The following is a 23858-nucleotide window of genomic DNA, read 5'->3' as shown; positions in this document are numbered from 1 at the left end:
TAGCGCTGGAAGCGCGCTCAGTTGGCCATCGGCGTGCCCGCTATAATGCGCACTTGTGCAACCGTTGCCGCGCCCCGCGCGTGGCGTCTCTGATCGCCTATGCGTTTCGACCTGGAGCGGCCCCTGCAGTCCGCTGTTGCGCATCGTGTCGCGGTGCTGCTGATCAATCTGGGCACGCCTGACGCGCCCACGCCGCGCGCCGTGCGCCGCTATCTCGCGCAGTTTCTGTCCGATCCGCGCGTGGTCGAGATTCCTGCGCCCATCTGGCAGGTGATCCTGCGCGCGCTGATTCTGCCGCTGCGCGGCCGTTCGTCGGCGAAGAAATATGCGGCGGTCTGGACGCCCGAAGGCTCGCCGCTGCGCGTGCACACGCAAAAGCAGACCGACGGCCTGCGCCATCTGTTGCACATCAACGATTACACCGTGCTCGTCGATTACGCGATGCGCTACGGCACGCCCGACATCCCCGCGATGCTCAATCAGCTCAAGCTCGCGGGCGCCGAGCGCATCCTGCTCGTGCCGATGTATCCGCAGTATTCGGCGTCGACCACGGCCACCGCTTTCGACGCTGCTTTTGCTGCACTGCGGCGTATGCGCAACCAGCCGGAAATCCGCACGGTGCGCGCGTATCACGACCATCCGGCCTATATCGGCGCGCTGGCGGCTCAGGTGCAGCAGTACTGGCAGGCGCATGGCCGGCCCGATTTCGCGTCCGGCGACCGCCTCGTGCTGAGCTTTCATGGCGTGCCGAGCCGCACGCTCGATCTCGGCGATCCGTATCACGACCAATGCCAGCAGACCGCTTCGCTGCTCATGCATGCGCTGGGTCTCTCGACGGTCGAGTGCCGCGTGACGTTCCAGTCGCGCTTCGGCAAGGCGCAATGGCTGCAGCCCTACACGGCGCCCACGCTCAAGGAATTGGGGCAGGGCGGCGTGCGTCGCGCCGACGTGTTTTGTCCCGGTTTTACGGCCGATTGCCTCGAAACCATCGAGGAAATCGGCATGGAAGTGCGCGACGAATTCTTGCACGGCGGCGGCAAGGAATTCCATCGGATTCCGTGCCTGAACAACTCGCCCGCGTGGATTTCCGCGCTGGGAGAGATCGTTGCGCAGAACCTGCAAGGCTGGCCGGTTCAAGCGCCGGCGCATGCGGGCGCGGCGGCCTGATCGAGTCGCAAGACACCGGGTCCAGCACGAGGATTGTCAGCAGAGCGTCACGTATGAACTACAAGATTTCCACCGAACCCGGCGCGCGTCTGCGCATCGACAAATGGCTGTGGGCGGCGCGCTTTTTCAAGACGCGCTCGCTGGCGACGGATGCCGTCGGCAAGGGCCATGTGCGAATTGGCGGCGAAGCCGTGAAGGCGTCGAAGGACGTGCGCGTGGGCGATCGTGTCGAAATCGAGATCGATCACGTGCGTTGGGAAGTGGATGTGCTGGGAATCTGCGACGTCCGCGGCCCGGCGAGCATCGCGCAGTCGCTTTATGCGGAAACAGAGGAAGGCCGCACGAGGCGCGCGGCCGAACAGGAGAGGCGCAGGATCTTTCGCGAGCCGGCCTCCGCGTTGCACGGCAGGCCGACCAAGCGCGACCGGCGCACTATCGACAAACTTTCGCGTGAGGATTGAAGAGCGCTTCCATGGTTGCGTGCGCGCTCCCGTATTCCGTGGTGTTGTCGTTCACGGCGCCGGACATGCAGATGGTGGTGGTTCCGGCGATGAGTACCAGAGCGACCACCGAGATGGCAAAGGTCAGTTTCACGGTACTCCCCAAGGGATCGCTGCAAAACGGCCAGTCAGATGGCCCGTTGTGGTGCGTGCGGACCGGTTCGGTGGGGTGCTGAAAGCTCCGGGTAAACACCCTTGGAGCAGCACCTGTTCCTGAGTGTAGGTCAGCCGCGCGGCGCACTCAATCCGATTTTTTCCGCGCTGCAGTAATGGTTGTAACGGGCAGTTTCGGCGCTTTGATGTTTGTCTAAAAAAGCGCCGGGAAGCCCTTGAAACAGGCGATCCGGCACCCATGTGCTGTCGCAATGTACGAAGCATCTGTCGCGCTGGCGCAACGTGCCGCGGGCAGCAGGTCCAGATGGTCCGCGCTTCGTTCCCTTTTTTACTATTCAACGACGTTCAGCGACATGGAAAACACGCAAGAGAACCCGACGAGCCAGAACCCCACGCCCGCGGACGAGGCGTCGCAAGCCGCTGCCGCCGCCCAGCAGGAAGGCGCAGCGCCGGCAGCCGAAGGCGCGGACGCCGCGCTGGCCGAAGCGCAGGCAAAGATCGCCGAGCTGCAGGACGCGTTCATGCGCGCCAAGGCCGAGACGGAAAACGTCCGCCGCCGCGCCCAGGAAGACGTCAGCAAGGCGCACAAGTTCGCGATCGAAAGCTTCGCGGAACACCTGCTGCCGGTGGTCGACAGCCTCGAAGCCGCGCTCGCGCACGGCTCGGATGACCTCGCCAAGGTCAACGAAGGCGTCGAACTCACGCTCAAGCAACTGAGCGGCGCGCTGGAGAAGGGCAAGGTCGTCGCGATCAACCCGGTTGGCGAGAAGTTCGATCCGCATCGCCATCAGGCGATTTCGATGGTGCCGTCGGAACAGGACGCCAACACGGTCGTTTCGGTCCTGCAAAAGGGCTACGTGATCGCCGAGCGCGTGCTGCGTCCGGCGCTGGTCACGGTTTCCCAGCCGAAGTAAGCAGGCAGATAAGCAGAAACGCGCAGCACCCTCAATAAAGGGCCCGGTTCGGTCGATAACTGCCGTAACCGGTCGCCCGACCAGCGCTTCGAATTTCGCCTGAAAAGTCGCTGCCAACGGCCTTTATGAAAGGCATTCGAAAGCGAAGGGTGGCGCATTTTCCCGAACATCGCGAAAATGCCTCCCCGATTGAAAAAAAATAACGAACGCATAGCCCAAAGCTCTTGAAAACGCCGTCTCGGCACTTATTTGGGCAGCAGTTCTGAATTTATTGAGGCGTTCACGCCAGCCACAAGATGAGCGGCGGTACGCAACAGCGGATCAAAATTGGAGAATTGAGAAAAATGGGCAAAATCATCGGTATCGACCTCGGCACCACGAACTCGTGCGTGGCGCTGATGGAAGGCAATCAGGTCAAGGTGATCGAGAACTCGGAAGGCGCTCGCACGACGCCGTCGATCATCGCCTACATGGACGACAACGAAGTGCTGGTCGGCGCGCCGGCCAAGCGTCAATCGGTCACGAACCCGCGCAACACGCTGTACGCCGTCAAGCGCCTGATCGGCCGCCGCTTCGACGAAAAGGAAGTGCAGAAGGACATCAACCTGATGCCGTACCAGATCGTCAAGCACGACAACGGCGACGCATGGGTTGCAGCACACGGCCAGAACCTCGCACCGTCGCAGGTGTCGGCTGAAGTTCTGCGCAAGATGAAGAAGACCGCTGAAGACTACCTCGGCGAGCCGGTCACGGAAGCCGTGATCACGGTTCCCGCGTACTTCAACGACAGCCAGCGTCAAGCTACCAAGGACGCAGGCCGCATCGCCGGTCTGGAAGTCAAGCGCATCATCAACGAGCCGACCGCAGCCGCACTGGCATTCGGTCTGGACAAGGCTGAAAAGGGCGACCGCAAGATCGCCGTGTTCGACCTCGGCGGCGGCACGTTCGACATCTCGATCATCGAGATCGCAGATGTGGACGGCGAAATGCAGTTCGAAGTGCTCTCGACGAACGGCGACACGTTCCTCGGCGGCGAAGACTTCGACCAGCGCATCATCGATTACATCATCGGCGAATTCAAGAAAGAGCAGGGCGTCGACCTCTCGAAGGACGTGCTCGCGCTGCAACGCCTGAAGGAAGCCGCTGAAAAGGCCAAGATCGAACTGTCGTCGGGCCAGCAGACCGAAATCAACCTGCCGTACATCACGGCAGACGCATCGGGTCCGAAGCACTTGAACCTGAAGATCACGCGCGCCAAGCTGGAAGCGCTGGTCGAAGACCTGATCGAGCGCACCATCGAGCCGGCTCGCGTCGCGATCAAGGACGCAGGCGTGAAGGTGAGCGACATCGACGACGTGATTCTCGTCGGCGGCCAGACGCGTATGCCGAAGGTGCAGGAGAAGGTCAAGGAATTCTTCGGCAAGGACCCGCGCCGTGACGTGAACCCGGACGAAGCCGTCGCCGTTGGCGCCGCGATTCAAGGCCAGGTTCTGTCGGGCGACCGCAAGGACGTGCTGCTGCTCGACGTCACCCCGCTCTCGCTCGGTATCGAGACGCTCGGCGGCGTGATGACGAAGATGATCAACAAGAACACCACGATCCCGACCAAGCACGCTCAGGTCTACTCGACGGCTGACGACAGCCAGTCGGCCGTGACGATCAAGGTGTTCCAGGGCGAACGCGAAATGGCAGCGGGCAACAAGCTGCTGGGCGAGTTCAACCTCGAAGGCATCCCGCCCGCACCGCGCGGCGTGCCGCAGATCGAAGTGAGCTTCGACATCGACGCGAACGGCATTCTGCACGTCGGCGCGAAGGACAAGGCGACCGGCAAGGAAAACCGCATCACGATCAAGGCGAACTCGGGTCTGTCCGAAGCCGAAATCGAGAAGATGGTGAAGGACGCCGAAGCGAACGCGGAAGAAGATCACCGTCTGCGTGAGCTGGCCGACGCGCGCAACCAGGGCGACGCGCTGGTTCACAGCACGAAGAAGGCCGTGGCCGAGTACGGCGACAAGATCGACGCGTCCGAAAAGGACAAGATCGAAGCCGCGCTGAAGGACCTCGAAGACACGCTGAAGGATTCGTCGGCTGACAAGGCGACGATCGACGCGAAGGTCGAAACGCTGTCCACGGCTTCGCAGAAGCTCGGCGAAAAGATGTACGCCGACATGCAGGCACAGCAGGCAGGTGCTGCTGGCGCGGCCGGCGCTGCAGGTGCAGCCGGTGCCGAACAAGGCGCGCAGAACCAGGCCGACGACGTCGTCGACGCCGAGTTCAAGGAAGTCAAGAAGGACTAAGCGTCCGCATGCCGAGGCCGCAACCGTTTCCGGTTGTGGCCAACGCAACGAGGACGGCAGCGGCCGCATCGGTTACGATGCGCACTGCATTGCAGCGCCTGGCGGGCCTTTACGGCTCTCCGGGCACATTTGTTTTATGGAGGCCGTTCTTTTTCAGGGGCCGCATGCGCGTGAAAAACGCGTGCGCGGGGTTCAAAAAGAGCGGCTAACGGGTCACGAGATCCAGCATTCAAGAGGAGCCGGCGTGCGCGCAGCGTGCGGCCGGCGTTGAACCGATATGGCGAAACGGGATTACTACGAGGTTCTGGGCGTCGCGAAGAACGCGAGCGACGACGAAATCAAGAAGGCGTATCGCAAGCTGGCGATGAAGTACCACCCCGACCGCAATCCGGACAACAAGGATGCGGAAGAGCATTTCAAGGAGGTCAAAGAGGCCTATGAAATGCTGTCGGACTCGCAAAAGCGCGGCGCCTATGACCAGTACGGCCACGCGGGCGTCGATCCCAATATGGGCGGCGCGGGCGCGCAGGGCTTCGGCGGTTTCGCGGACGCTTTCGGCGACATCTTCGGCGATATCTTCGGTCAGGCGGCTGGCGGTCGCGGCGGCCAGCGCAGCGGCCCGCAGGTGTATCGCGGCGCAGACCTGCGCTACAGCATGGAAATCACGCTGGAGCAGGCAGCACACGGCTACGAAACGCAGATCCGCGTGCCGGGCTGGAGCGGCTGCGAAGTCTGTCACGGTTCGGGCGCGAAGCCCGGCACCAAGCCGGAAACCTGCCCGACCTGTCACGGTTCGGGTTCGGTGCGCATGTCGCAGGGCTTCTTCAGCATCCAGCAGACCTGCCCGAAGTGCCACGGCACCGGTTCGTACATTCCTGAGCCCTGCACGGCCTGCCACGGCGCGGGCAAGGTAAAGGAAACCAAGACGCTGGAAGTGAAGATTCCGGCCGGTATCGACGACGGCATGCGTATCCGTTCGGCCGGCAACGGCGAGCCGGGCATCAACGGCGGTCCGTCGGGCGATCTGTACGTCGAAATCCACATCAAGCAGCACGCGGTCTTCGAGCGCGACGGCGACGATCTGCATTGCCAGATGCCGATTCCGTTCTCCACGGCAGCGCTGGGCGGCGAGATCGAAGTGCCGACGCTGGCCGGTCGCGCGACGTTCCCGGTCCCGGAAGGCACGCAATCGGGCAAGACCTTCCGTCTGCGCGGCAAGGGCATCAAGGGCCTGCGTTCGAGCATTGCCGGCGACCTCTACGTGCACGTGCAGGTGGAAACGCCGGTCAAGCTCACCGACCACCAGCGCGAACTGCTCCAGCAGTTCGAGAAGTCGCTCGTGGAAGGCGGTTCGCGTCACAGCCCGCAGAGCAAGAGCTGGTTCGATCGCGTGAAGAGCTTCTTCGATTGATGCGCGGTTTCCCGGCTTTGCGGGACCGCAGGCAGTACAGGTAGTCACACAATGGCAGGTAACTCAGGCGGCGCGGTATTCGCGCTGCTCGACGATGGCGACTCGACGGCCGCAAGCCGTTCGAGCCGTCTCTATACGGGGTTCGCGCGCGAACTTGCGTGCGAACGCCCGGCGGATCTCGACGCGGTGTGCGCGCAGGTGCGCGCGGCGCAGGACGCGGGGCTGCACAGCCTCGTGCTCGGCGACTACGACTTCGGGCGCGCGCTCGTGTTCGACAAGCAGCGCACCGCCCTGACGCGGGCCGCCCTGACGCAGGCAACCCCCTCTGTTGAAACGACCGGAACGCAGCACGGCCACGCCGCGCTGCGTTTTTTATTGTTCGAACGCTGCGAAAAACTCTCGCGCGACGAAGCCGATGCCTGGCTCGCCGCGCAGGAAAACAGCGAGACGCCGCAGCCCGCCGGTATCGCAGGCGTGACGATGGGCGTCGATCGCGAGCGCTTCGAGCACGATATCGGCGCGGTGCAGGACGCGCTGCGCATCGGCGATTCGTATCAGGTCAACTACACCTACCGGCTCGAGTTCGAGGCGTTTGGCACGCCGGTGGCGCTTTATCGGCGTTTGCGCGAGCGTCAGCGCGTGCGTTACGGCGCGCTCATCGCGCTGCCGGGCGATCGCTGGGTGCTGTCGTGCTCGCCCGAGCTGTTCGTCGAGAAGCAGGGCGAAACGCTGCGCGCCAGGCCGATGAAGGGCACCGCCGCGCGCTCGGCCGATCCGCTCGAAGATGCAGCGGCCGCGCGCTTTCTCGCCAACGATCCCAAGAATCGCGCCGAAAACGTGATGATCGTCGATCTGCTGCGCAACGACGTGTCGCGCGTGGCGCAGACGGGCTCGGTGCGCGTGCCGGCACTGTTCAGCGTCGAGCCGTATGCGTCGGTGTGGCAGATGACCTCGACGGTCGAAGCGAAGCTGCGCGAAGGCACGACGTTCGCCGAAGCGATGCGCGCGCTGTTCCCCTGCGGTTCGATCACGGGCGCGCCCAAGCATCGGACGATGGAGTTGATCGATGCGCTCGAGCATGGTCCGCGCGGGCTGTACACGGGCACGATCGGCTGGCTCGATGCGGCGCGCGACGGCGAGGCGTGCGGCGATTTTTGCCTCTCGGTGGTGATCCGCACGTTGACGCTCGAAGCCGGGAATGTGACGAATGCGGCGAATGCAGGTTTGCGCCGCGGCGAAATGGGCGTGGGCGCGGGCATCGTGCTCGACAGCGTGGCCGCCGACGAATACGAGGAGATGCGTTTGAAAGCCCGTTTCCTGACCGAAGCCGATCCCGGCATCGAACTGTTCGAAACGATGTACGCCACGCGCGCGCAGGGCGTGCGTCACCTCGAACGTCATCTGGTGCGTCTCGCGTCGAGCGCGGCGTGGTTCGGTTTTCCGTGCGATGTCGATGGCTTGCGCGCGCGCCTCGCGCAAGCCTGCGCCGAATGGACGGACGACGATGCGCCGCATCGCGTGCGGGTCGCGCTCGCCAAAAGCGGCGAGATCGCGCTGACGCATGCGCCGCTCGCGCCTTTGGCGCACGACACCGTTGGCGTGCTGCTCGCGCCTGATCATGGTTTCGCGCCGGTGGAATCGGCCGATGCGCTGTTGCTGCGCAAATCCACGCGCCGCGCCGACTTCGACCGCGCATGGCGCGAGGCCGAAGCGCAAGGCGGCTTCGACATGCTGTTCTTCAACGAACGCGGCGAGCTGACCGAAGGCGGGCGCTCGAACGTGTTCGTGAAGATCGGCGGTCAATGGTGGACGCCGCCGCTCGCCTCGGGCGTGCTGCCGGGCGTGATGCGCGGCGTGCTGCTCGACGACGAAACCTTCGGCGCACAGGAACGCGTGCTCACACGCAACGATGTGCTCGAAGCCGAAGCGCTGATGCTCACGAATGCGCTGCGTGGCGCGGTGCCGGCAGTCCTGGTCCGGCGAGCGATCTAGCGCGCTTGAACCGCTGATTTCGAGACGAAGGCAGAATCGGTTTAGAGTGGACGGGGCGGCAACGGTGATTCCGTTGCCGCCCCGTCTGCATTGATGGCGCAGACAAACGTCTGCAATCGATACTGCTGGCCGCACCGGTCACGAAATCAGGCGATGGACGATGGAAGCCTTTGAACATGCCTTTGAACAAGCGCTGCAGGCTCACGAGGCCGGCCGTCTCGACGAGGCGCGCGACGGTTATCTGCGTGTGCTGGAAAGTCAGCCGGATCACGCGCAGGCCTGGCATCTGCTCGGGTTGATCGAGTATGCGCAAGGCGCCAACGGCAAGGCGATCGCGCTGATCCGCAAGGCGATTGCGATCAGCGACACGCCCCTGTTTCAAGACAATCTCGGCAGCGTGCTCTCGAGCGAGAACGATCTGGCCGCCGCCGAAGCGGCGTGGTTGCAGGCCATCGAACTCGATTCGAGCTTTACGTCTTCGTACTACAAACTCGGCACCCTATGGATGGGGCAAGGCTATGTCGAAGCGGCGGAGGCCGCGCTGCGCCGGGCGATTGAACTGGACCCGCGCCACGTCGATGCGCACCTGAATCTCGGCATTCTGATGGGTGAGCGCGGCTGGTTCGACGAAGCCCAGGTCAGCCTGCGCCACGCGCTCGCGATCGAACCTGCCAACGCTCGCCTGCACCAGAACCTCGGCTGGTTGCTGGTGAAAGCCCAGCGCTATCGTGAAGCCGAGGCGTGTTATCGCCGGGCGATCGAACTGTTGCCCGGCTCCGCAATGCTGTATTCCGGCCTCGCTTCGACGCTCACTGGCCAGGCGCGTTTCGACGAAGCCGAGTCAGCCTGCGCCCACGGCCTGGCGCTCGATCCGCAATGCGCCGATCTGCACGTCAATCACGGCACCATGCTGCTGCGCGCCGAACGGCGCGACGAGGCGGAAGCCGCATTGCGCCGCGCGCTCGAACTCGATCCCGGCAATCTGCGCGCGCAATTCAATCTCAGCCATATCGAGCTCAAGGACGGTCGCTACGAAGAAGGATGGCGCGGATTCGAAACGCGTACAGCGGTCTTCAAGGAAACCGCCCATCTGCCGCCGTTGACATCGCAATGGCCGCAATGGCAAGGCGAGCCGTTACGCGGCAAGTCGCTTCTGGTGTTGTGCGAACAGGGGCTGGGCGACAGTCTGCAGTTCATCCGCTATTTGCCGATGTTGAAGGCTTACGGGCCGGCGCGGCTCACGGTCCTTTGCCAGCCGCCTTTGAAGCGCCTGTTCGACGGTATCGAGGGCATCGACGTCAGGGCGCAGTCAGACGCAATCGATGCGATACCCCGGCACGACTTCTGGTGTCTCATGATGAGCTTGCCGCTGCGCTTCGGCACCACGCTGGCCACGATTCCCGCCGCGGTGCCTTATCTGCGCGCACCCGCGCCGTTGATCGCGCAATGGCAGGCTCGATTGCCGTCGTCGGGCTTCAAGGTCGGGCTGGTCTGGGCCGGCGATTCACGTCCCCATCTGCCCGATCTGCAGGCGACGGACGCGCGCCGCTCGCTCCATGCGCGTGCGTTCGAGCCGTTGCTGGATACGCCCGGCGTGAGTTTCGTGAGTTTGCAGTTTGGCGCGGCGACGCGGGCGCAACTCGATGAGATCGACGCGCACTGGCGTCCCGTGGACCCGATGGGCGGCGTCACGGATTTCGCCGATACGGCCGCCATCGTCGCCTGTCTCGATCTCGTGATTACCGTCGATACGTCGATGGCGCACCTTGCGGGTGCGCTGAATCGTCCGGTGTGGATATTGTCGCGATTCGACGGCTGCTGGCGCTGGCTCGCCGATCGCGACGATTCGCCGTGGTATCCCTCCGCGCGGCTGTTTCGCCAGCGTCGCCCGGCAGAGTGGGGCGAGGTGATCGAGCGTGTCAGGCAGGCGTTGCAGCTACGCGCACAGGAGGCGGCGCACCCCTGAATGCGGTCGCGATGACCGCGGGGTGCGTGCCCGATGCTTCAATGAGCGTGCTTCAGAATACGTGCTCGGGCCCGGGGAACGTGCCTTCCTTCACGGCCTGCACATAGGCGCGCACGGCCGCTTCGATATTCGGCTGGCCTTCCATGAAATCCTTCACGAAGCGCGGACGTTTGCCGGGGAAAATGCCCAGCATGTCGTGCAACACCAGCACCTGACCCGAGCAATCCAGACCCGCGCCAATGCCGATGGTCGGAATGCGCAACTGCTTCGTGACTTCCGCGCCCAGCGCCGAGGGCACCGCCTCGATCACCACGAGTTGCGCGCCCGCGTCCTGCAGCGCGATGGCGTCGCGCACGAGCTGCGCCGCGGCCGCATCGGTCTTGCCCTGCACCTTGAAACCGCCGAACGCATGCACCGACTGCGGCGTGAGGCCGATATGCGCGCACACCGGCACCGCACGCTCGACCAGCATCTTCACGGTTGGCGCGAGCCATTCGCCGCCTTCGATCTTCACCATCTGCGCGCCCGCGCGCATCAGCTTGACCGAGCTGGCGAAGGCGTCTTCCGGCGTGCCGAAGGTGCCGAACGGCAGATCGGCGATGATCAGCGCCTTGGTCTGCGCACGCGCCACCGAAGCCGTGTGATAGGCGATGTCGTCGAGCGTGACGGGCAGGGTCGTCGTGTGGCCCTGGAGCACATTGCCGAGCGAGTCGCCGATCAGCACGGTATCGACGCCCGCGCGGTCGCACAGCGCGGAGAAGCTGGCGTCGTAGCACGTGAGCATGGCGATCTTTTCGCCCGCGTCGCGCATGGTCTGGAGCTTCGGCACGGTGATCGCGCTGCGGCTCGTTTCCTGCAGGTAAGTCATGGGAAATCCTGGGGTGATCCTTGTGAGATCCGTTAAGGATGGAGAAACCGGTCGGGCGTCGGTCTGACGAGTTTCAGAGCGACGTGCCCTTGACGAACGATTCCTTGCGTCCGCGCATCGTTTCGATACGTTCGGCGATCAGCGCAAGGTCTTCGTCGGAGTCGAGCGGGTTCAGATTCTCGACGCCGACCGTCAGCACCGGCGCGCGGTCGTAATGATAGAAAAATTCGTTGTAGCTGTCGCACAACCCACGCAGGAAGGCGTCGGAGATGTGCTGCTCCACCGGCACCGCGCGCTTCTGGATGCGCGCGAACAGGGCTTCGGGGCTTGCCTGGAGATACACCACGAGATCGGGCGGCGGCGCCTGCACGGGCAGACGCGCGGCGAGCGCGTGGTAGAGCGGCAGTTCTTCCTCGGGCAGCGTGAGACGCGCGAACACGTCGTTGCGCTCGGCGAGGAAGTTGGTCACGAGCGGCGCGCCGGACGTGCGGCGCGCGCTCACTTCATGCGACAGACGCTCGCGCTGCAACGCGACCGCCAGCTGCGCGGCCAGCGCATGGCGCGACGGATCGCGATAGAAGCGCTCGAGAAAGGGATTGTCGATGTGCGATTCGATCAGCGTCTGCATCTGCCAGCGTTCGGCCAGACGCGTGGCCAGCGCGGTCTTGCCCGCGCCGATCGGCCCTTCGATCGCAATGTAGTCGAGCGCGGGCCGGATGGCGCGCGCGGTGACGATCGGCAGCGGTGTGCTCATCGGCAAGTACCGGATTTTTTGCCGGCGTCTTTATTGGCGTCTTTGTCGGCATGGGCAGCCGTGGCGGCTTCAGCGCCTTCGGGCGCGATGCCCAGGCACTGGCACAGCGGCCGCAGCTTCTCGATGCGTTGATCGGCGACGCCCGGCAGGAACGTGCTCACCACGCCCTGGCCGGGAATCACGAGCGCATCGTCGATTTCGGCGAGCGGCGCGAGCACGAAGGCGCGAGCCGTCATGCGCGGATGCGGCACGATCAGGTCGGCTTCGTCGATCATGGCATCGCCGAACAGCAGGATGTCGATGTCGAGCGTGCGCGGCGCGTTGCGAAAGGGGCGTTCGCGGCCGAAATGATGCTCGATGCGCTGGCACAGGGCGAGCAGATCGTGCGCCGTGAGGCACGTTTCGAGCTTCACGACGCAATTGAAATAGTCGTCGCCGCCCGCGTCGATCGGCGCGGTGCGGTACAGACTCGATTTGGCGACCACGGTGATGGTGTGCTGTTGCGCGAGACACACCACCGCGTCTTTGAGGGTCTGGCGCGCATCCCCCAGATTTGCGCCAATTCCCAGCCAGGCAACCGTCATGGCTTCACTTCCTGCGGCTATCGTTGCAAAGGCGCTGCTGCGGCGCCCGCACGGTGCTGCGCCGGCATGGCGTCAGTCTTCGTACGGGCCGTCGTCGTCATGGTGGTGCGCCGAATCCGTTTCCGTGCCTTCGGCGCCGGTCCCGGCTTCGCCCGTTTTGCGGCCCTTCGCGCCACCACGACGGCGGCGCTTGCGCGGCGAACGTTCACGGCTGCCACCAGCGTTGAGCAGCGTTTCACGCGCGGCCGGATCGCCGCTGATGAAGTCGGTCCACCATTGACCGGTTTCCATCTCGAGCTCGCCCGACTCGCAGCGCAGCAGGAGGAAATCATACCCCGCTCTGAAGCGCGGGTGTTCCAGCAGCTTGATCGCACTGCGGCCGCGTTTTTCGAGGCGCAGTTGCAGGCCCCAGATCTCGCGCATATCCGACGAGAAGCGGCGATGGATCGCCAGCTTTTCGGTCTGCACGTCGATCACGTCGTCCATCGCGCGATGCAGCGCCGGCACCGGGAATTCGCCCTCGGCCGTGTATTGCTGAAGACGTTGCTGGACGTCGTGCCAGAGCAGCGTGGCGAACAGGAAGCCCGGCGAAACCGGCTTGCCTGCGCGCACGCGCGCGTCGGTGTTCGACAGCGCGAGCGTGATGAAGCGCTCGCCTTGCGGCTGTTCGAGCACCACGTCGAGCAGCGGCAGCAGGCCGTGATGCAGGCCTTCCTTGCGCAGCCACTTCAGGCATTCGAGCGCGTGGCCCGAAAGCAGCAGCTTGAGCATCTCGTCGAACAGACGCGCCGCCGGCACGTTGTTGATGAGATCGGCCATTTCCTTGATCGGCGCGCGCGTGTGATCTTCGATCTCGAAGCCGAGCTTGGCCGCGAAACGCACCACACGCATCATGCGCACCGGGTCTTCGCGATAACGCGTGGCCGGGTCGCCGATCATGCGCAGCAGACGCGCGCGCATGTCGGCCATGCCGTTGTGGTAGTCCAGCACCGTTTGCGAGGCCGGATCGTAGTACATCGCGTTGATCGTGAAGTCGCGGCGCGTGGCGTCTTCGTGCTGCTCGCCCCAGACGTTGTCGCGCAGCACGCGGCCGCTGGCGTCGACGTGATGGGTCTTGCGGTCGAGTTCGTCGCGGCGCATACGCTTTTGCGGCGCGGCCGGTGCCGCAGCAGGCGGTGCATCCACCAGCGCGCGGAAGGTCGAGACTTCGATGATTTCCTGGCCGAACTGCACGTGCACGATCTGGAAGCGGCGGCCGATGATGCGCGCGCGGCGGAACAGCTTCTGCACCTGTTCGGGCGTGGCGTCGGTGGCGACGTCGAAGTCCTTGGGCGCGACGCCCAGCAGCAGGTCGCGCACCGCGCCGCCGACGATGAACGCGCGGAAGCCCGCCTGTTGCAGACCTTCGGTCACGCGCACGGCGTTACGCGAAATCAGCGACGGGTTGATGCCATGCACGTCGGACGACAGGATCACGGGCGCGGCCGGATCGCGCGCGGCCTTACCGGCGCGCGGCTTCGTTTCCTTCTTGACCGTGACGGTCTTGCGACGCGTGCGGGTGGCGGTGCCGACGGCGGTGTCGCCGTCATGCGAGGCGGCGCGGGTGTCGTCGGCATGGTCGCCATGTTCGCCCTGTTGGCCTTCGAGGGCGGCGTCGTCCTGGCCGAACAGCTTGCGGATGAATTTCTTGATCACGATGCCTGGAACAAATCGAGGATGCGCCAGCCTGCTTTTTGCGCGTGGGCGCGCAGGGTGTCGTCGGGGTTGGTCGCGATCGGGTCGGTGACTTTCTCGAGCAACGGAATGTCGTTGTGCGAGTCGCTGTAGAAGTAGCTGCGCTCGAAATCGGCCCAGCTCTTGCCCATCGAGGCAAGCCAGGCTTCGACGCGGGTGATCTTGCCTTCGCGGAAGCTCGGCGTGCCCGTCGGGCGGCCGGTGAATGCCGAGGCGGGGTGTCCGTCCACGGTTTCGACTTCGCACGCGATCAGCTTGTCCACGCCAAAGGCTTCGCCGATGGGCGCCGTGACGAATTCGTTCGTCGCGGTGACCATGCAGACGAGGTCGCCGGCGTCCTTGTGCTCGCGCACGAGTTCGATCGCCACCGGCAGGATGGCCGGTTTGATGACTTCGTGCATGTACTGGTCGTGCCAGGCCTTGAGTTCCGCGCGCGTATGCTTCGCGAGCGGCGTGAGGGCGGCGACGAGGTACGCGTTGATATCGAGCGTGCCGGCCTTGTACTGGCCGTAGAAGAAGTCGTTCTGCTCGGTGAAGCGCTCGGCGTCCACGAGACCGAGCTTCACCATGAAGCGGCCCCATTCGTGGTCGCTGTCGGTGGGGATCAGCGTGTGATCGAGATCGAAAAGTGCGAGATTAGCCATGGGCGCTCATTTTACTTGAAGCGGGTGAAGCCGTTGCCCGTACCGGCTTGGGCCGGCGCGGCGGGCTGCTGATCGGTTGAGGTGTCGGTCTGGCCGTCGGCGGCGCTGGGCGAGGCCTGCGCGGGCGCGGCGCGCGTGCCTGGGGCGCTGGAATCGGCGGATTCGCTGGATTCGCCAGCGGCGGCAGCATCGGCGGCGGGTGCGGCATCGGCATCGGCATCGGCGGCGGACGGCGGGTTCGGGCCGTGCGGATTAGCGGCGGACGGTTGATCGGCTTGATCTTCCGCTGCGGGCGGATCGAGATCGCCGTTCAGTTCGCCGCTCATTTCGTTGCTGACATCGGCGTTGACTTCGCCTTGCAGGTCGGTGCCCAGTTCGCGATGCACGACGTCGCGGAATTTGACCCCCAGTTCGCCATCGACGTTATCGGTGGGCGGCTGGAACGGCTTTTCGCCGAGCGATTCGAGCGACTCGCGCGCCTGCTGGGCCGGCGGTTTGGGCGCTTCGTAGTCGGGATCGGACGATGCGTGTTCCAGCCCTTCCTGGGGCGGGAACAGTTCGAGTTCGACGCCGGCCGGGGCGCGGGCGGACGCTTCTGCTGCATCGTCCAGTTCCGCGCTGGGATCGGCGGGATCGGCGAGATCGAGCGCGGCGTCCACCTCGGCTTGCGTCGCCAGCGCTACGCCGTCGTTGCCCGCGAGCGCCGCGGGGCTCAGCGGACCTTCGCCGCTTGCCAGCATCGTGCGCAACAGCGGCAGCGTCACCGCGCGCTTTTGCTCCAGCGAGAAGCGGTCGAGCGCGTCGAGCAGGCGCATCAGGCTCGGCATGTCGCGGCGGAAGTGCGTGAGCAGATAGGCGGGCACATCGTCGGCGAGATTGATGCCGCGCTCGCGCGCAGCCTGCTTGAGCACGGCGGCCTTGCCCGCATCCGAGAGCGGCGCGAGATGGAACACCAGCCCCCAGCCCAGACGTGTGCGCAGATCTTCGCGCACCGCGAGCCCCATCGGCGGCGCATTGCCGGTGGCGACCAGCGCCGTGCCGGGGTTCGAGCGCACCTCGTTGAAGAGGTTGAAGAGGGCGATCTGCTGCGCGCCCGTGAGCGAGTCGCAGTCGTCCACGGCGTAGATCGTCACGCGCGCGTCGAAGGTGAAGGCGGCGAGACCGCTTTGCGGCCCGAGATAGCGCACGTGGCCCGGCGGCGCTTCATAGGCCAGCGAGCGCAGCAGATGCGAGCGGCCGTTACCCGGCTCGCCCCAGACGTAGAACGTGCGGTCGGCCTTCGGATCGACGCCCGCGGCGAGCGCGGCATCGAGCCCGCGCAGGCGCGCGACCAGCTCCGCGTTGGCGCCGGTGTGGAAGTTGTCGAAGGTCGATGGCGGCGGAGTGCCGAGATCGAGCGTTAGCTGTCGCTGCACGGTATGTGTGGCCGAAGTCCCGGGTCTCTCTGTGTCTGCTCGTCGTGTGTGCTTGCGGCTCAGTTACGGTAGAGCGCGCTGGCGAGATAGCTGCGGCGCAGTTCGCGCAGGGCGATCGACAGGATCGCGCTGGCCGGCAGCGCGAGCAGCACGCCGAAGAAACCGAACAGTTGCCCGAAGGCGAGCAAGGCGAAAATCACCGCCAGCGGATGCAGGCCGATACGTTCGCCCACCAGCCGCGGCGTGAGGAAAAAGCCTTCGAGGACCTGGCCCACGCCGTAGATCAAGGCGACTGCGCCAAAACCATACCAGCTACCGAATTGCAAAAGTGCGGCAACGAGCGCGAGCACGAGGCCCGTCGCGTATCCGAGATACGGGATCAGCACCGCGAGGCCCGTGAATACGCCCACCGGCAACGCCACTTCGAAGCCCGCAATCGACAGCGTGATCGCGTAGAAGGCCGCGAGAATCGCCATCACCAGCAACTGGCCGCGCAGATATTGCGCGAGCATGCGATCCATTTCGCCCGCCAGTTCCATGGTGCGCGCGAACCAGCGGCGCGGGATGAAGGTCTGCACGCGCGCGAGCATCGCGTTCCAGTCGTACAGCAGATAGAACAGCACGAGCGGCACCAGCACGGCGTTCGAGACCACTTCGAGCGCCACGTTGCTGCTGGTGCGGATCGAGGTCCACGCGTAGAGCGCGATGGTCTGCGCGCTGCCTTCGACGCGGCTCGTGATCATGTCGCGCAGGCTCTGGAAATCGAGCATGTCGTCGCTTACGCCGAGAAACGCGAGCTTGGGCGTGAGCCAGTCGTGCAGATGCGTGATCATCGCGGGCACCTGCTGCTTGAGCTGCGGCCCTTCCTTCTGGATCACGGCGAGCAGCAGCACGACCAGCATCGTCACGACCAGCGCGAAAAACAGCATCATGGTGAGCGCGGCGAGTCCGCGCGGCACGCGCCGGCGCACCAGCCAGGCTACGCCGGGCTGCAGCACGTAAGCCAGCAGGCCGCCGAGCAGGAAGGGCGTGAGCACCGGGCGCAGCAGCCACAGCACGATGCCGAAGGCGAGCGCGAGCGCAGCCCAGATAAAGGCCTGACGCTGGTACGGCGTGAAAATCGGTGTGTTCTGCGACAAAACGTGGTTTTCCGCGTAGTTTTCCGGTTGGTGTGCGGGCTGGCGAAGTCGTAGCCGGACATTTTTTTGCCGGTGTTTCGCCTTGTCTCCTGCCCGTTCTGGCGCGCCGCAGCGCGGCTGCTTTTGCCGCACTCGTGCCGCGCGTCTTACCCTCGTCCCAAAATACTCACCCTGGGCGCGGGGGCGGGGCGCCGTCAATCGGTTAAAATCGCATTTTACCGACCTTCTGGCGCTTCCCCATGAATCAACCGAAATCCGGCCCCGCTAATCAGGAACAAGGCCTCTCCTACGCCGACGCTGGCGTCGACATGGTCGCGGGCGACGCGCTCGTCGACCGCATCAAGCCGTTTGCGAAGAAGACCCTGCGCGAAGGCGTGATGGGCGGCATCGGCGGATTCGGCGCGCTGTTCGAAGTGCCGAAGCGTTACAAGGAACCGGTGCTGGTTTCGGGCACCGACGGCGTGGGCACCAAGCTGCGCCTCGCGTTTCATCTGAACAAACACGACACGGTCGGCCAGGATCTCGTCGCGATGAGCGTCAACGACATCCTCGTGCAGGGCGCCGAGCCGCTGTTCTTCCTCGACTACTTCGCCTGCGGCAAGCTGGACGTCGATACGGCGGCCACGGTCGTGCAGGGCATCGCGCAAGGTTGCGAACTGTCGGGCTGCGCGCTGATCGGCGGTGAAACGGCCGAAATGCCGGGCATGTACCCGGACGGCGAATACGATCTGGCCGGTTTCGCGGTTGGCGCGGTCGAAAAGAGCAAGATCATCGACGGCAGCACCATCACCCCGGGCGACGTGGTGCTGGGTCTGGCTTCGAGCGGCATCCACTCGAACGGTTTCTCGCTGGTGCGCAAGATCATCGAGCGCGCGAACCCGGACCTGAACGCCGACTTCGACGGCCGCACGCTGGGCGACGCGCTGATGGCGCCCACGCGCATCTACGTGAAGCCGCTGCTCAAGCTGATGGAAACCATCACCGTGAAGGGCATGGCGCACATCACCGGCGGTGGTCTGGTCGAAAACATTCCGCGCGTGCTGCGCGAGGGCCTCACGGCTGAGCTCGATCACGCCGCATGGCCGCTGCCGCCGCTGTTCTCGTGGCTGCAGAAGGAAGGCGGTGTCGCCGATGCGGAAATGCATCGCGTGTTCAACTGCGGCATCGGCATGGCCGTGGTCGTGGCGGCCGATCAGGCCGACGCAGCCGCTGCACAGCTGGCAGCAGCGGGCGAGCAGGTCTGGAAGATCGGCTTCGTGCGCGAAAGCCGCGAAGGCGAAGCGCAGACCGTGGTGGTCTAAGGCGACCCCGTCTGAGCCGACCCCGTCCGAGCCGACCCGGTCCTGGCGCAAAAAAGCCCGCCAATCTGGCGGGCTTTTTTCATGGTGCGCGGTAAAGCGTCACAACACCGTGCGCACGTGCCACAACTCCGGGAACAGCACCACATCGAGCATCTTGCGCAGATACGGCGCGCCATTGGTGCCGCCCGTGCCCTGCTTGAAGCCGATGATGCGCTCCACCGTCGTCACGTGGCGGAAGCGCCACTGACGGAACGCGTCCTCCAGATCGACGAGTTCTTCGGCCATCTCGTACAGATCCCAGTGCTTCGAGGGATTGCGATAAATCTCCAGCCACGCGGCCTCGACGCTCTTGTCGTGCTCCGTCGCCTCGCTCCAGTCGCGCGTCAGGCGTTCCGGCGCGATCGCAAAACCGCGCCGCGCGAGCAGGCGGATCACTTCGTCGTAGAACGACGGCGCTTCGAGCGTCGCCTTCACCTGCGCATGAATCTCGGGCCGATGCTCGTGCGGCTTGAGCATCTGCGCGTTCTTGTTGCCGAGCAGAAACTCGATCATCCGGTACTGGTACGACTGGAAGCCCGACGAAGCGCCCAGATACGGCCGCATCGCCGTGTATTCCGAAGGCGTGAGCGTCGAGAGCACGCTCCACGCCTGCACCAGTTGTTCGAGGATGCGCGAGACGCGCGCAAGCTGCTTGAACGCCGGCGGCAACGCGTCGCGATGCACGTTGGCGAGCGCCGCGCGCAGTTCGTACAGCGCGAGCTTCATCCAGAGTTCGCTGGTCTGATGCTGGACGATGAACAGCATCTCGTTGTGATCGGGCGAAAGCGGATGCTGCGCACTGAGCACTGAATCCAGCCCAAGGTAATCGCCGTAGCTCATCGACTTCGAAAAGTCGAGCTGCGCGTCGTGCCAGCCTTCGCCCTGTTCTGCCTCTGCGGCGGCGGCCGAGGGCTGCGTGGCGCTTTGCACCGGCGCAGCACCATGGCCGAACGGACAACCGCCGCGCGGCGCTTCGTTCGGCGTGTTCGCGTCCTCGGGCACGCCCGGAATCTGCATATGGTCGTTCATCGCGCGCTCCTCAGGTCACCGCGCCGCGCGCAGCGAATTCGGGCTTGCGCCAGTATTCGGTCGCGAGCACATCGCGCAGCGTTTCGACGGCGTCCCAGACATCGACGTAACGCACATAGAGCGGCGTGAAGCCAAAGCGCAGCACGCGCGGCTCGCGATAATCGCCGATCACGCCGCGCGCGATCAGCGCCTGCATCACCTCGTAACCGTGCGGATGCTCGAAGCTCACATGCGAGCCGCGCTGCGCGTGTTCGCGCGGCGTGACGAGCGTCAGATCGAGGCCGGCGCAACGCGTTTCCACCAGTTCGATGAAGAGATCGGTGAGCGCGAGCGACTTGGCGCGGATCGCCTGCATATCGGTTTGCAGGAACACGTCGAGACCGCATTCGATGAGCGCCATCGACACGATCGGCTGGGTGCCGCACAGATAGCGGCCGATGCCGTCGTCCGGGCGATAGGTCGGGTTCATTTCGAACGGCGACTTGTGGCCCCACCAGCCCGACAGCGGCTGCGAAAAGCTGTTCTGGTTGCGCTTGGGCACCCACACGAAGCCCGGCGAACCGGGGCCGCCGTTCAGGTATTTGTACGTGCAACCCACGGCGTAGTCGGCGTTCACGCCGTTCAGGTCGACCGGCACCGCGCCCGCCGAATGCGCGAGATCCCACAGCGCCAGCGCGCCTTGTGCGTGGATGTGTTCGGTGAGCGCGCGCATGTCGTGCATCTCGCCGGTGCGATAGTTCACGTGCGTGATCATCGCCACGGCCACGTCGTCGCGGATCGCGGCGGGCAGCTCGGACGGATCGTCCACGAGACGCAGCTCGTAGCCGCGATCGAGCTGCTCGATCAGCCCTTGCGCGATGTACAGATCGCTCGGAAAGTTCGAGCGCTCGGAGACGATCACGCGGCGCTTCGGGTCGCGCTCGTTCTGCACGCGCAGCGCGGCGGACAGCGCCTTGAAGAGGTTGATCGAAATGGTGTCGGTGACCACCACTTCGTTTTCGGCCGCGCCGATCAGCGGGGCGAGCTTGTTGCCCAGACGACGCGGCAGCGCGAACCAGTCGGCGGTGTTCCAGCTGCGGATCAGGCCTTCGCCCCATTCGCCGCCGATCACGGCCTGGGCGCGCGCGGCGCTGGCGCTCGGCGGCACGCCCAGCGAGTTGCCGTCGAGGTAGATGGTTTCGGGGGCGAGCGTGAATTGCTCGCGCAGAGCCGCGAGCGGGTCGGCGCTGTCGGCGGCCAGGGCTTCGTTACGGTCGTTCATATCGATGGCGAATCGTGTAGGTGTCTGTGGGCGATTGCGGGGCAACCGGTTTTCTTTCAGTGCGTTTTATGCGGGCAACGCGCGCAACACGGCGCGCACGGGGCTGGCGTCGAGCGTCGCGAACTTCAGCGGCAGCGCGATCAGCTCGTAGTCGCCGGCCTCGATGTCATCGAGCACGATGCCTTCGAGAATCGCCATGCGATGCGCGCGGATGCGGTGATGCGAGTCCATCGTCTTCGATTCCTGCGGGTCGAGCGAAGGCGTATCGATACCGATCAGACGCGCACCGCGCGCCGCCAGCAGATCGACGGTTTCGGGCGCGACGGCACAGAACGCGCTGTCCCAGCGGTCCTGCGGCGCCTTTGCGTACGTGCGCAGCAACACGCGCGGCGGCAGGTTATCGAGCGCGCCTTCCACGTGTTCGGGCAGCACGAGCGGCGCGGCGCCCATGCAATGAATGACACGGCACGCGCCGATATACACGTCGAGCGGCACTTCGCCGATCGGTGCGCCTTCGGCGTCGTAGTGCAGCGGCGCGTCGGTGTGCGCGCCGGTGTGCGGCGAGAGCGTCACGCGCGCCACATTGACCGGCGAGCCGGCTTCTATGCGCCAGACGCGCTCGACGTTGACGGTCGTGTCGCCCGGCCAGACGGGCGTGGCGGGGTGGATCGGCGGGGAGATATCCCAAAGGTTTTTCATCTTGATGACAGGGTTGTCCGCGTGTTGTTCGAATGATAGGCAACCGCTTGCGAAATGTGCTTGCGAAAAAAACGTCTTACGCTACAGTTCTTGGCACATAATTTGTTACAAGACGGGAAAGGGGACCAAATATGAACGCTATCTCGCTCGACGCCACCGATTGCCGGATTCTTTCCGTGCTGCAGAACGAGGGCCGTATCAGTAACCTCGATCTGGCCGAACGTATTTCACTGTCGCCGTCCGCGTGTCTGCGGCGGCTGCGCCTGCTGGAAGAGCAGGGCGTGGTCGAGCGCTACCGCGCCAGTCTGAACCGGGAGATTCTCGGTTTCGAGATGGAAGCCTTCGTCCAGGTGTCGATGCGCAACGACCAGGAAAGCTGGCACGAGCGCTTTGTCACGGCGCTGCGCGACTGGCCCGAGGTGGTGGGCGCCTACGTGGTGACGGGGGAAACGCACTATCTGCTGCGCGTGCTGGCGCACAACCTCAAGCACTACTCGGATTTCGTGCTCAACAAGCTCTACAAGGCGCCGGGCGTGATGGATATCCGCTCGAACATCGTGCTCACGACGCTCAAGCTGGACGCGGGCGTGCCCGTCGAGCTGATCGCGCAGCGCGGCGAGCCGAAAGCGCCTTGAATGGGTTCTGATGTGTGCTGAGCCGACGCGCAAAAACGCAAAGCCCGGCGCATGGGCCGGGCTTTCGGTGCTGCTGTCTTCGGCCTAGAGCGGCTCGATCTGATGAAAGCCGCCGCCGTGGAATACCAGCGGCGAGGCCTGATCGAGATCCTCGCGCACGCCGCAGCGCTCCACTTCGCCGACGAAGATGACGTGATCGCCTTCGTCGTAGCGGCTGCGGTTATGGCACTCGAACCACGCGATTGCACCGTCCAGCACCGGCATGCCCGAGTCGCCGGCCGCGTGCGAGACGCCTTCGAAACGGTCGCCCTTCACGGTGGCGAAGCGCTTGCAGAGGTCGAGCTGCGACGCCGCGAGCACATTCACCACATAATGGCTGTTGCTGCGGAACACGGGCATCGACGCCGAACGCGTCGCCAGGCTCCAGAGCACCAGCGGCGGATCGAGCGACACCGAGTTGAACGAACTCGCGGTAATGCCGATGAGCTGGCCGTCGGGCGCACGGGTCGTAATGACCGTTACGCCGGTCGCGAACTGGCCGAGCGCGCGGCGAAACGCAGCGACGTCGAAGTTGGGCGGGCTGGCGCGGCGGGTCATCGCGGCGCGCCTTGGGGCAGGACGGGCGCAGCGGGCACGAAGCCGGCGCGCGGAGCGGAAGTCGGAATGAACGTCATGTGGAATTTCGGCGAATTGCCCCAATTTTAGCCAAAAGCAGCGGGCGACTGGGTGTATAGACCCACTCGCGCAGCGGTTACCGCGTATTGCGCGTGGCGCGCCCGCCCTCATCAAAGGAGAGTTGAGCATGAGTCAGACGATCGAAACGGCCACCCTGGGCGGCGGATGTTTCTGGTGTCTCGAAGCGGTCTATCTGCGCGTGGACGGCGTGGAAGCGGTGGAATCGGGCTATGCGGGCGGCCAGACCGTCAATCCGACCTACGAGCAGGTCTGCGACGGCGCCACGGGCCACGCGGAAGTCGTGAAGGTCGATTTCGATCCCGCGAAGATCAGCTATCGCGAGATTCTCGACATTTTCTTTGCGATCCACGATCCGACCCAGTTGAACCGCCAGGGCAACGACGTCGGCACGCAGTATCGCTCGGCGATCTTCACGCACTCGCCGCAACAGGCGGAGATCGCCGGGCAGGCAATCCGCGAACTGGCGGCCGAAGGCATCTACGACGGCAAGATCGTCACGCAGGTGCTGCCGCTCGACGGCAACTACTTCCCGGCCGAGGCGTATCACCAGAACTACTTCGCGCAGCATCCGGATCAGGGTTATTGCGCGTTCGTGGTGGCGCCGAAGGTGGCGAAGTTCCGGCAGAAGTTCGCGCATCGGCTCAAGGCTTGAGCGCGCGTAGCTAAGACACGTTGAGCAAACGCGTCGATCAATTCGGG

The 23858-nt window shown here is 64.8% G+C and carries 20 protein-coding genes and 1 pseudogene; 10 read left to right on the top strand and 11 right to left on the bottom strand.

Going from position 1 to position 23858, the window contains the following annotated elements:
* Nucleotides 1–99: 99 nt before the first annotated feature.
* From hemH to G3N59_RS04590, 7 genes are all read left to right on the top strand, one after another.
* Entirely contained in the window at nucleotides 100–1167 is a 1068-nt protein-coding gene (gene hemH / locus G3N59_RS04620; RefSeq protein WP_205981370.1) for a ferrochelatase, read from the top strand.
* 53 nt (nucleotides 1168–1220) lie between these two features.
* Nucleotides 1221–1628: an RNA-binding S4 domain-containing protein gene (locus G3N59_RS04615; RefSeq protein WP_205981369.1), complete on the top strand. Its 408-nt coding sequence runs from the start codon at nucleotides 1221–1223 to the stop codon at nucleotides 1626–1628.
* Between the two features lie 506 nt (nucleotides 1629–2134).
* Nucleotides 2135–2695 (top strand): nucleotide exchange factor GrpE, encoded by a 561-nt coding sequence (grpE, locus tag G3N59_RS04610; protein ID WP_205981368.1) that lies wholly within the window; start codon nucleotides 2135–2137, stop codon nucleotides 2693–2695.
* Nucleotides 2696–3039: 344 nt separating this feature from the next.
* Nucleotides 3040–4992: a molecular chaperone DnaK gene (gene dnaK / locus G3N59_RS04605; RefSeq protein ID WP_205981367.1), complete on the top strand. Its 1953-nt coding sequence runs from the start codon at nucleotides 3040–3042 to the stop codon at nucleotides 4990–4992.
* 277 nt (nucleotides 4993–5269) lie between these two features.
* On the top strand, nucleotides 5270–6403 hold the full coding sequence (gene dnaJ, locus G3N59_RS04600; RefSeq protein ID WP_205981366.1) for a molecular chaperone DnaJ: 1134 nt from the start codon (nucleotides 5270–5272) through the stop codon (nucleotides 6401–6403).
* A 51-nt stretch (nucleotides 6404–6454) separates the two neighbouring features.
* Complete coding sequence (pabB, locus tag G3N59_RS04595) at nucleotides 6455–8395, top strand: aminodeoxychorismate synthase component I (RefSeq protein WP_205981365.1); 1941 nt, start codon at nucleotides 6455–6457, stop codon at nucleotides 8393–8395.
* A 160-nt stretch (nucleotides 8396–8555) separates the two neighbouring features.
* On the top strand, nucleotides 8556–10361 hold the full coding sequence (locus tag G3N59_RS04590; protein ID WP_205981364.1) for a tetratricopeptide repeat protein: 1806 nt from the start codon (nucleotides 8556–8558) through the stop codon (nucleotides 10359–10361).
* A gap of 52 nt (nucleotides 10362–10413) precedes the next feature.
* Here the strand turns inward: G3N59_RS04590 and panB are convergent, their stop codons facing one another.
* The 7 genes and pseudogenes from panB to G3N59_RS04555 form a co-directional block, all read right to left on the bottom strand.
* Entirely contained in the window at nucleotides 10414–11229 is an 816-nt protein-coding gene (gene panB, locus G3N59_RS04585) for a 3-methyl-2-oxobutanoate hydroxymethyltransferase (RefSeq protein WP_205981363.1), read from the bottom strand.
* Nucleotides 11230–11302: 73 nt separating this feature from the next.
* On the bottom strand, nucleotides 11303–11983 hold the full coding sequence (locus G3N59_RS04580; protein WP_205981362.1) for a deoxynucleoside kinase: 681 nt from the start codon (nucleotides 11981–11983) through the stop codon (nucleotides 11303–11305).
* Entirely contained in the window at nucleotides 11980–12567 is a 588-nt protein-coding gene (folK, locus tag G3N59_RS04575) for a 2-amino-4-hydroxy-6-hydroxymethyldihydropteridine diphosphokinase (RefSeq protein WP_205981361.1), read from the bottom strand. The genes G3N59_RS04580 and folK overlap by 4 nt, the downstream gene beginning before the upstream one ends.
* Before the next feature lie 72 nt (nucleotides 12568–12639).
* Nucleotides 12640–14262, bottom strand: coding sequence for a polynucleotide adenylyltransferase PcnB (pcnB, locus tag G3N59_RS04570; protein WP_205981360.1), 1623 nt, complete (start codon nucleotides 14260–14262; stop codon nucleotides 12640–12642).
* Nucleotides 14259–14945, bottom strand: a complete 687-nt coding sequence (locus G3N59_RS04565; RefSeq protein WP_205981359.1) for an HAD family hydrolase — start codon at nucleotides 14943–14945, stop codon at nucleotides 14259–14261. The genes pcnB and G3N59_RS04565 overlap by 4 nt, the downstream gene beginning before the upstream one ends.
* A 728-nt stretch (nucleotides 14946–15673) precedes the next feature.
* Nucleotides 15674–16360, bottom strand: a pseudogene (gene hda / locus G3N59_RS04560) (DnaA regulatory inactivator Hda); the annotation flags it as partial.
* Between the two features lie 59 nt (nucleotides 16361–16419).
* On the bottom strand, nucleotides 16420–17499 hold the full coding sequence (locus G3N59_RS04555; RefSeq protein ID WP_205981358.1) for an AI-2E family transporter: 1080 nt from the start codon (nucleotides 17497–17499) through the stop codon (nucleotides 16420–16422).
* A gap of 239 nt (nucleotides 17500–17738) precedes the next feature.
* On the opposite strand from G3N59_RS04555, the gene purM reads away from it, so the two are divergent.
* A complete protein-coding gene (purM, locus tag G3N59_RS04550) occupies nucleotides 17739–18800 on the top strand; it encodes a phosphoribosylformylglycinamidine cyclo-ligase (RefSeq protein WP_205981357.1) in 1062 nt (353 codons plus the stop codon).
* A 99-nt stretch (nucleotides 18801–18899) separates the two neighbouring features.
* Here the strand turns inward: purM and kynA are convergent, their stop codons facing one another.
* From kynA to kynB, 3 genes are all read right to left on the bottom strand, one after another.
* Entirely contained in the window at nucleotides 18900–19868 is a 969-nt protein-coding gene (gene kynA, locus G3N59_RS04545; protein WP_205981356.1) for a tryptophan 2,3-dioxygenase, read from the bottom strand.
* 10 nt (nucleotides 19869–19878) lie between these two features.
* Nucleotides 19879–21129, bottom strand: coding sequence for a kynureninase (gene kynU, locus G3N59_RS04540; protein ID WP_205981355.1), 1251 nt, complete (start codon nucleotides 21127–21129; stop codon nucleotides 19879–19881).
* 66 nt (nucleotides 21130–21195) lie between these two features.
* A complete protein-coding gene (gene kynB, locus G3N59_RS04535) occupies nucleotides 21196–21828 on the bottom strand; it encodes an arylformamidase (RefSeq protein ID WP_205981354.1) in 633 nt (210 codons plus the stop codon).
* Between the two features lie 131 nt (nucleotides 21829–21959).
* Between kynB and G3N59_RS04530 the strand changes: the two genes are divergently transcribed.
* Complete coding sequence (locus tag G3N59_RS04530; protein ID WP_205981353.1) at nucleotides 21960–22463, top strand: Lrp/AsnC family transcriptional regulator; 504 nt, start codon at nucleotides 21960–21962, stop codon at nucleotides 22461–22463.
* Nucleotides 22464–22547: 84 nt separating this feature from the next.
* On the opposite strand, the gene G3N59_RS04525 is transcribed toward G3N59_RS04530, so the two are convergent.
* Nucleotides 22548–23060, bottom strand: coding sequence for a flavin reductase family protein (locus G3N59_RS04525; protein WP_205981352.1), 513 nt, complete (start codon nucleotides 23058–23060; stop codon nucleotides 22548–22550).
* A 205-nt stretch (nucleotides 23061–23265) separates the two neighbouring features.
* On the opposite strand from G3N59_RS04525, the gene msrA reads away from it, so the two are divergent.
* A complete protein-coding gene (msrA, locus tag G3N59_RS04520) occupies nucleotides 23266–23811 on the top strand; it encodes a peptide-methionine (S)-S-oxide reductase MsrA (RefSeq protein WP_205981351.1) in 546 nt (181 codons plus the stop codon).
* Nucleotides 23812–23858: the final 47 nt, after the last annotated feature.

The organism is Paraburkholderia sp. Ac-20340, assembly GCF_017104965.1.
Classification (GTDB): domain Bacteria; phylum Pseudomonadota; class Gammaproteobacteria; order Burkholderiales; family Burkholderiaceae; genus Paraburkholderia.
Note: the sequence above shows the minus strand (reverse complement) of the source record. Positions and strands in the feature narration are given on the sequence as shown.

Bases quoted from the DNA above. Each gene is read 5' to 3' on its own strand.
- hemH (WP_205981370.1), top strand. From the start codon at position 100: ATGCGTTTCGACCTGGAGCGGCCCCTGCAGTCCGCTGTTGCGCATCGT.
- G3N59_RS04615 (WP_205981369.1), top strand. From the start codon at position 1,221: ATGAACTACAAGATTTCCACCGAACCCGGCGCGCGTCTGCGCATCGAC.
- grpE (WP_205981368.1), top strand. From the start codon at position 2,135: ATGGAAAACACGCAAGAGAACCCGACGAGCCAGAACCCCACGCCCGCG.
- dnaK (WP_205981367.1), top strand. From the start codon at position 3,040: ATGGGCAAAATCATCGGTATCGACCTCGGCACCACGAACTCGTGCGTG.
- dnaJ (WP_205981366.1), top strand. From the start codon at position 5,270: ATGGCGAAACGGGATTACTACGAGGTTCTGGGCGTCGCGAAGAACGCG.
- pabB (WP_205981365.1), top strand. From the start codon at position 6,455: ATGGCAGGTAACTCAGGCGGCGCGGTATTCGCGCTGCTCGACGATGGC.
- G3N59_RS04590 (WP_205981364.1), top strand. From the start codon at position 8,556: ATGGAAGCCTTTGAACATGCCTTTGAACAAGCGCTGCAGGCTCACGAG.
- panB (WP_205981363.1), bottom strand. From the start codon at position 11,229: ATGACTTACCTGCAGGAAACGAGCCGCAGCGCGATCACCGTGCCGAAG.
- G3N59_RS04580 (WP_205981362.1), bottom strand. From the start codon at position 11,983: ATGAGCACACCGCTGCCGATCGTCACCGCGCGCGCCATCCGGCCCGCG.
- folK (WP_205981361.1), bottom strand. From the start codon at position 12,567: ATGACGGTTGCCTGGCTGGGAATTGGCGCAAATCTGGGGGATGCGCGC.
- G3N59_RS04565 (WP_205981359.1), bottom strand. From the start codon at position 14,945: ATGGCTAATCTCGCACTTTTCGATCTCGATCACACGCTGATCCCCACC.
- purM (WP_205981357.1), top strand. From the start codon at position 17,739: ATGAATCAACCGAAATCCGGCCCCGCTAATCAGGAACAAGGCCTCTCC.
- kynA (WP_205981356.1), bottom strand. From the start codon at position 19,868: ATGAACGACCATATGCAGATTCCGGGCGTGCCCGAGGACGCGAACACG.
- kynU (WP_205981355.1), bottom strand. From the start codon at position 21,129: ATGAACGACCGTAACGAAGCCCTGGCCGCCGACAGCGCCGACCCGCTC.
- kynB (WP_205981354.1), bottom strand. From the start codon at position 21,828: ATGAAAAACCTTTGGGATATCTCCCCGCCGATCCACCCCGCCACGCCC.
- G3N59_RS04530 (WP_205981353.1), top strand. From the start codon at position 21,960: ATGAACGCTATCTCGCTCGACGCCACCGATTGCCGGATTCTTTCCGTG.
- G3N59_RS04525 (WP_205981352.1), bottom strand. From the start codon at position 23,060: ATGACCCGCCGCGCCAGCCCGCCCAACTTCGACGTCGCTGCGTTTCGC.
- msrA (WP_205981351.1), top strand. From the start codon at position 23,266: ATGAGTCAGACGATCGAAACGGCCACCCTGGGCGGCGGATGTTTCTGG.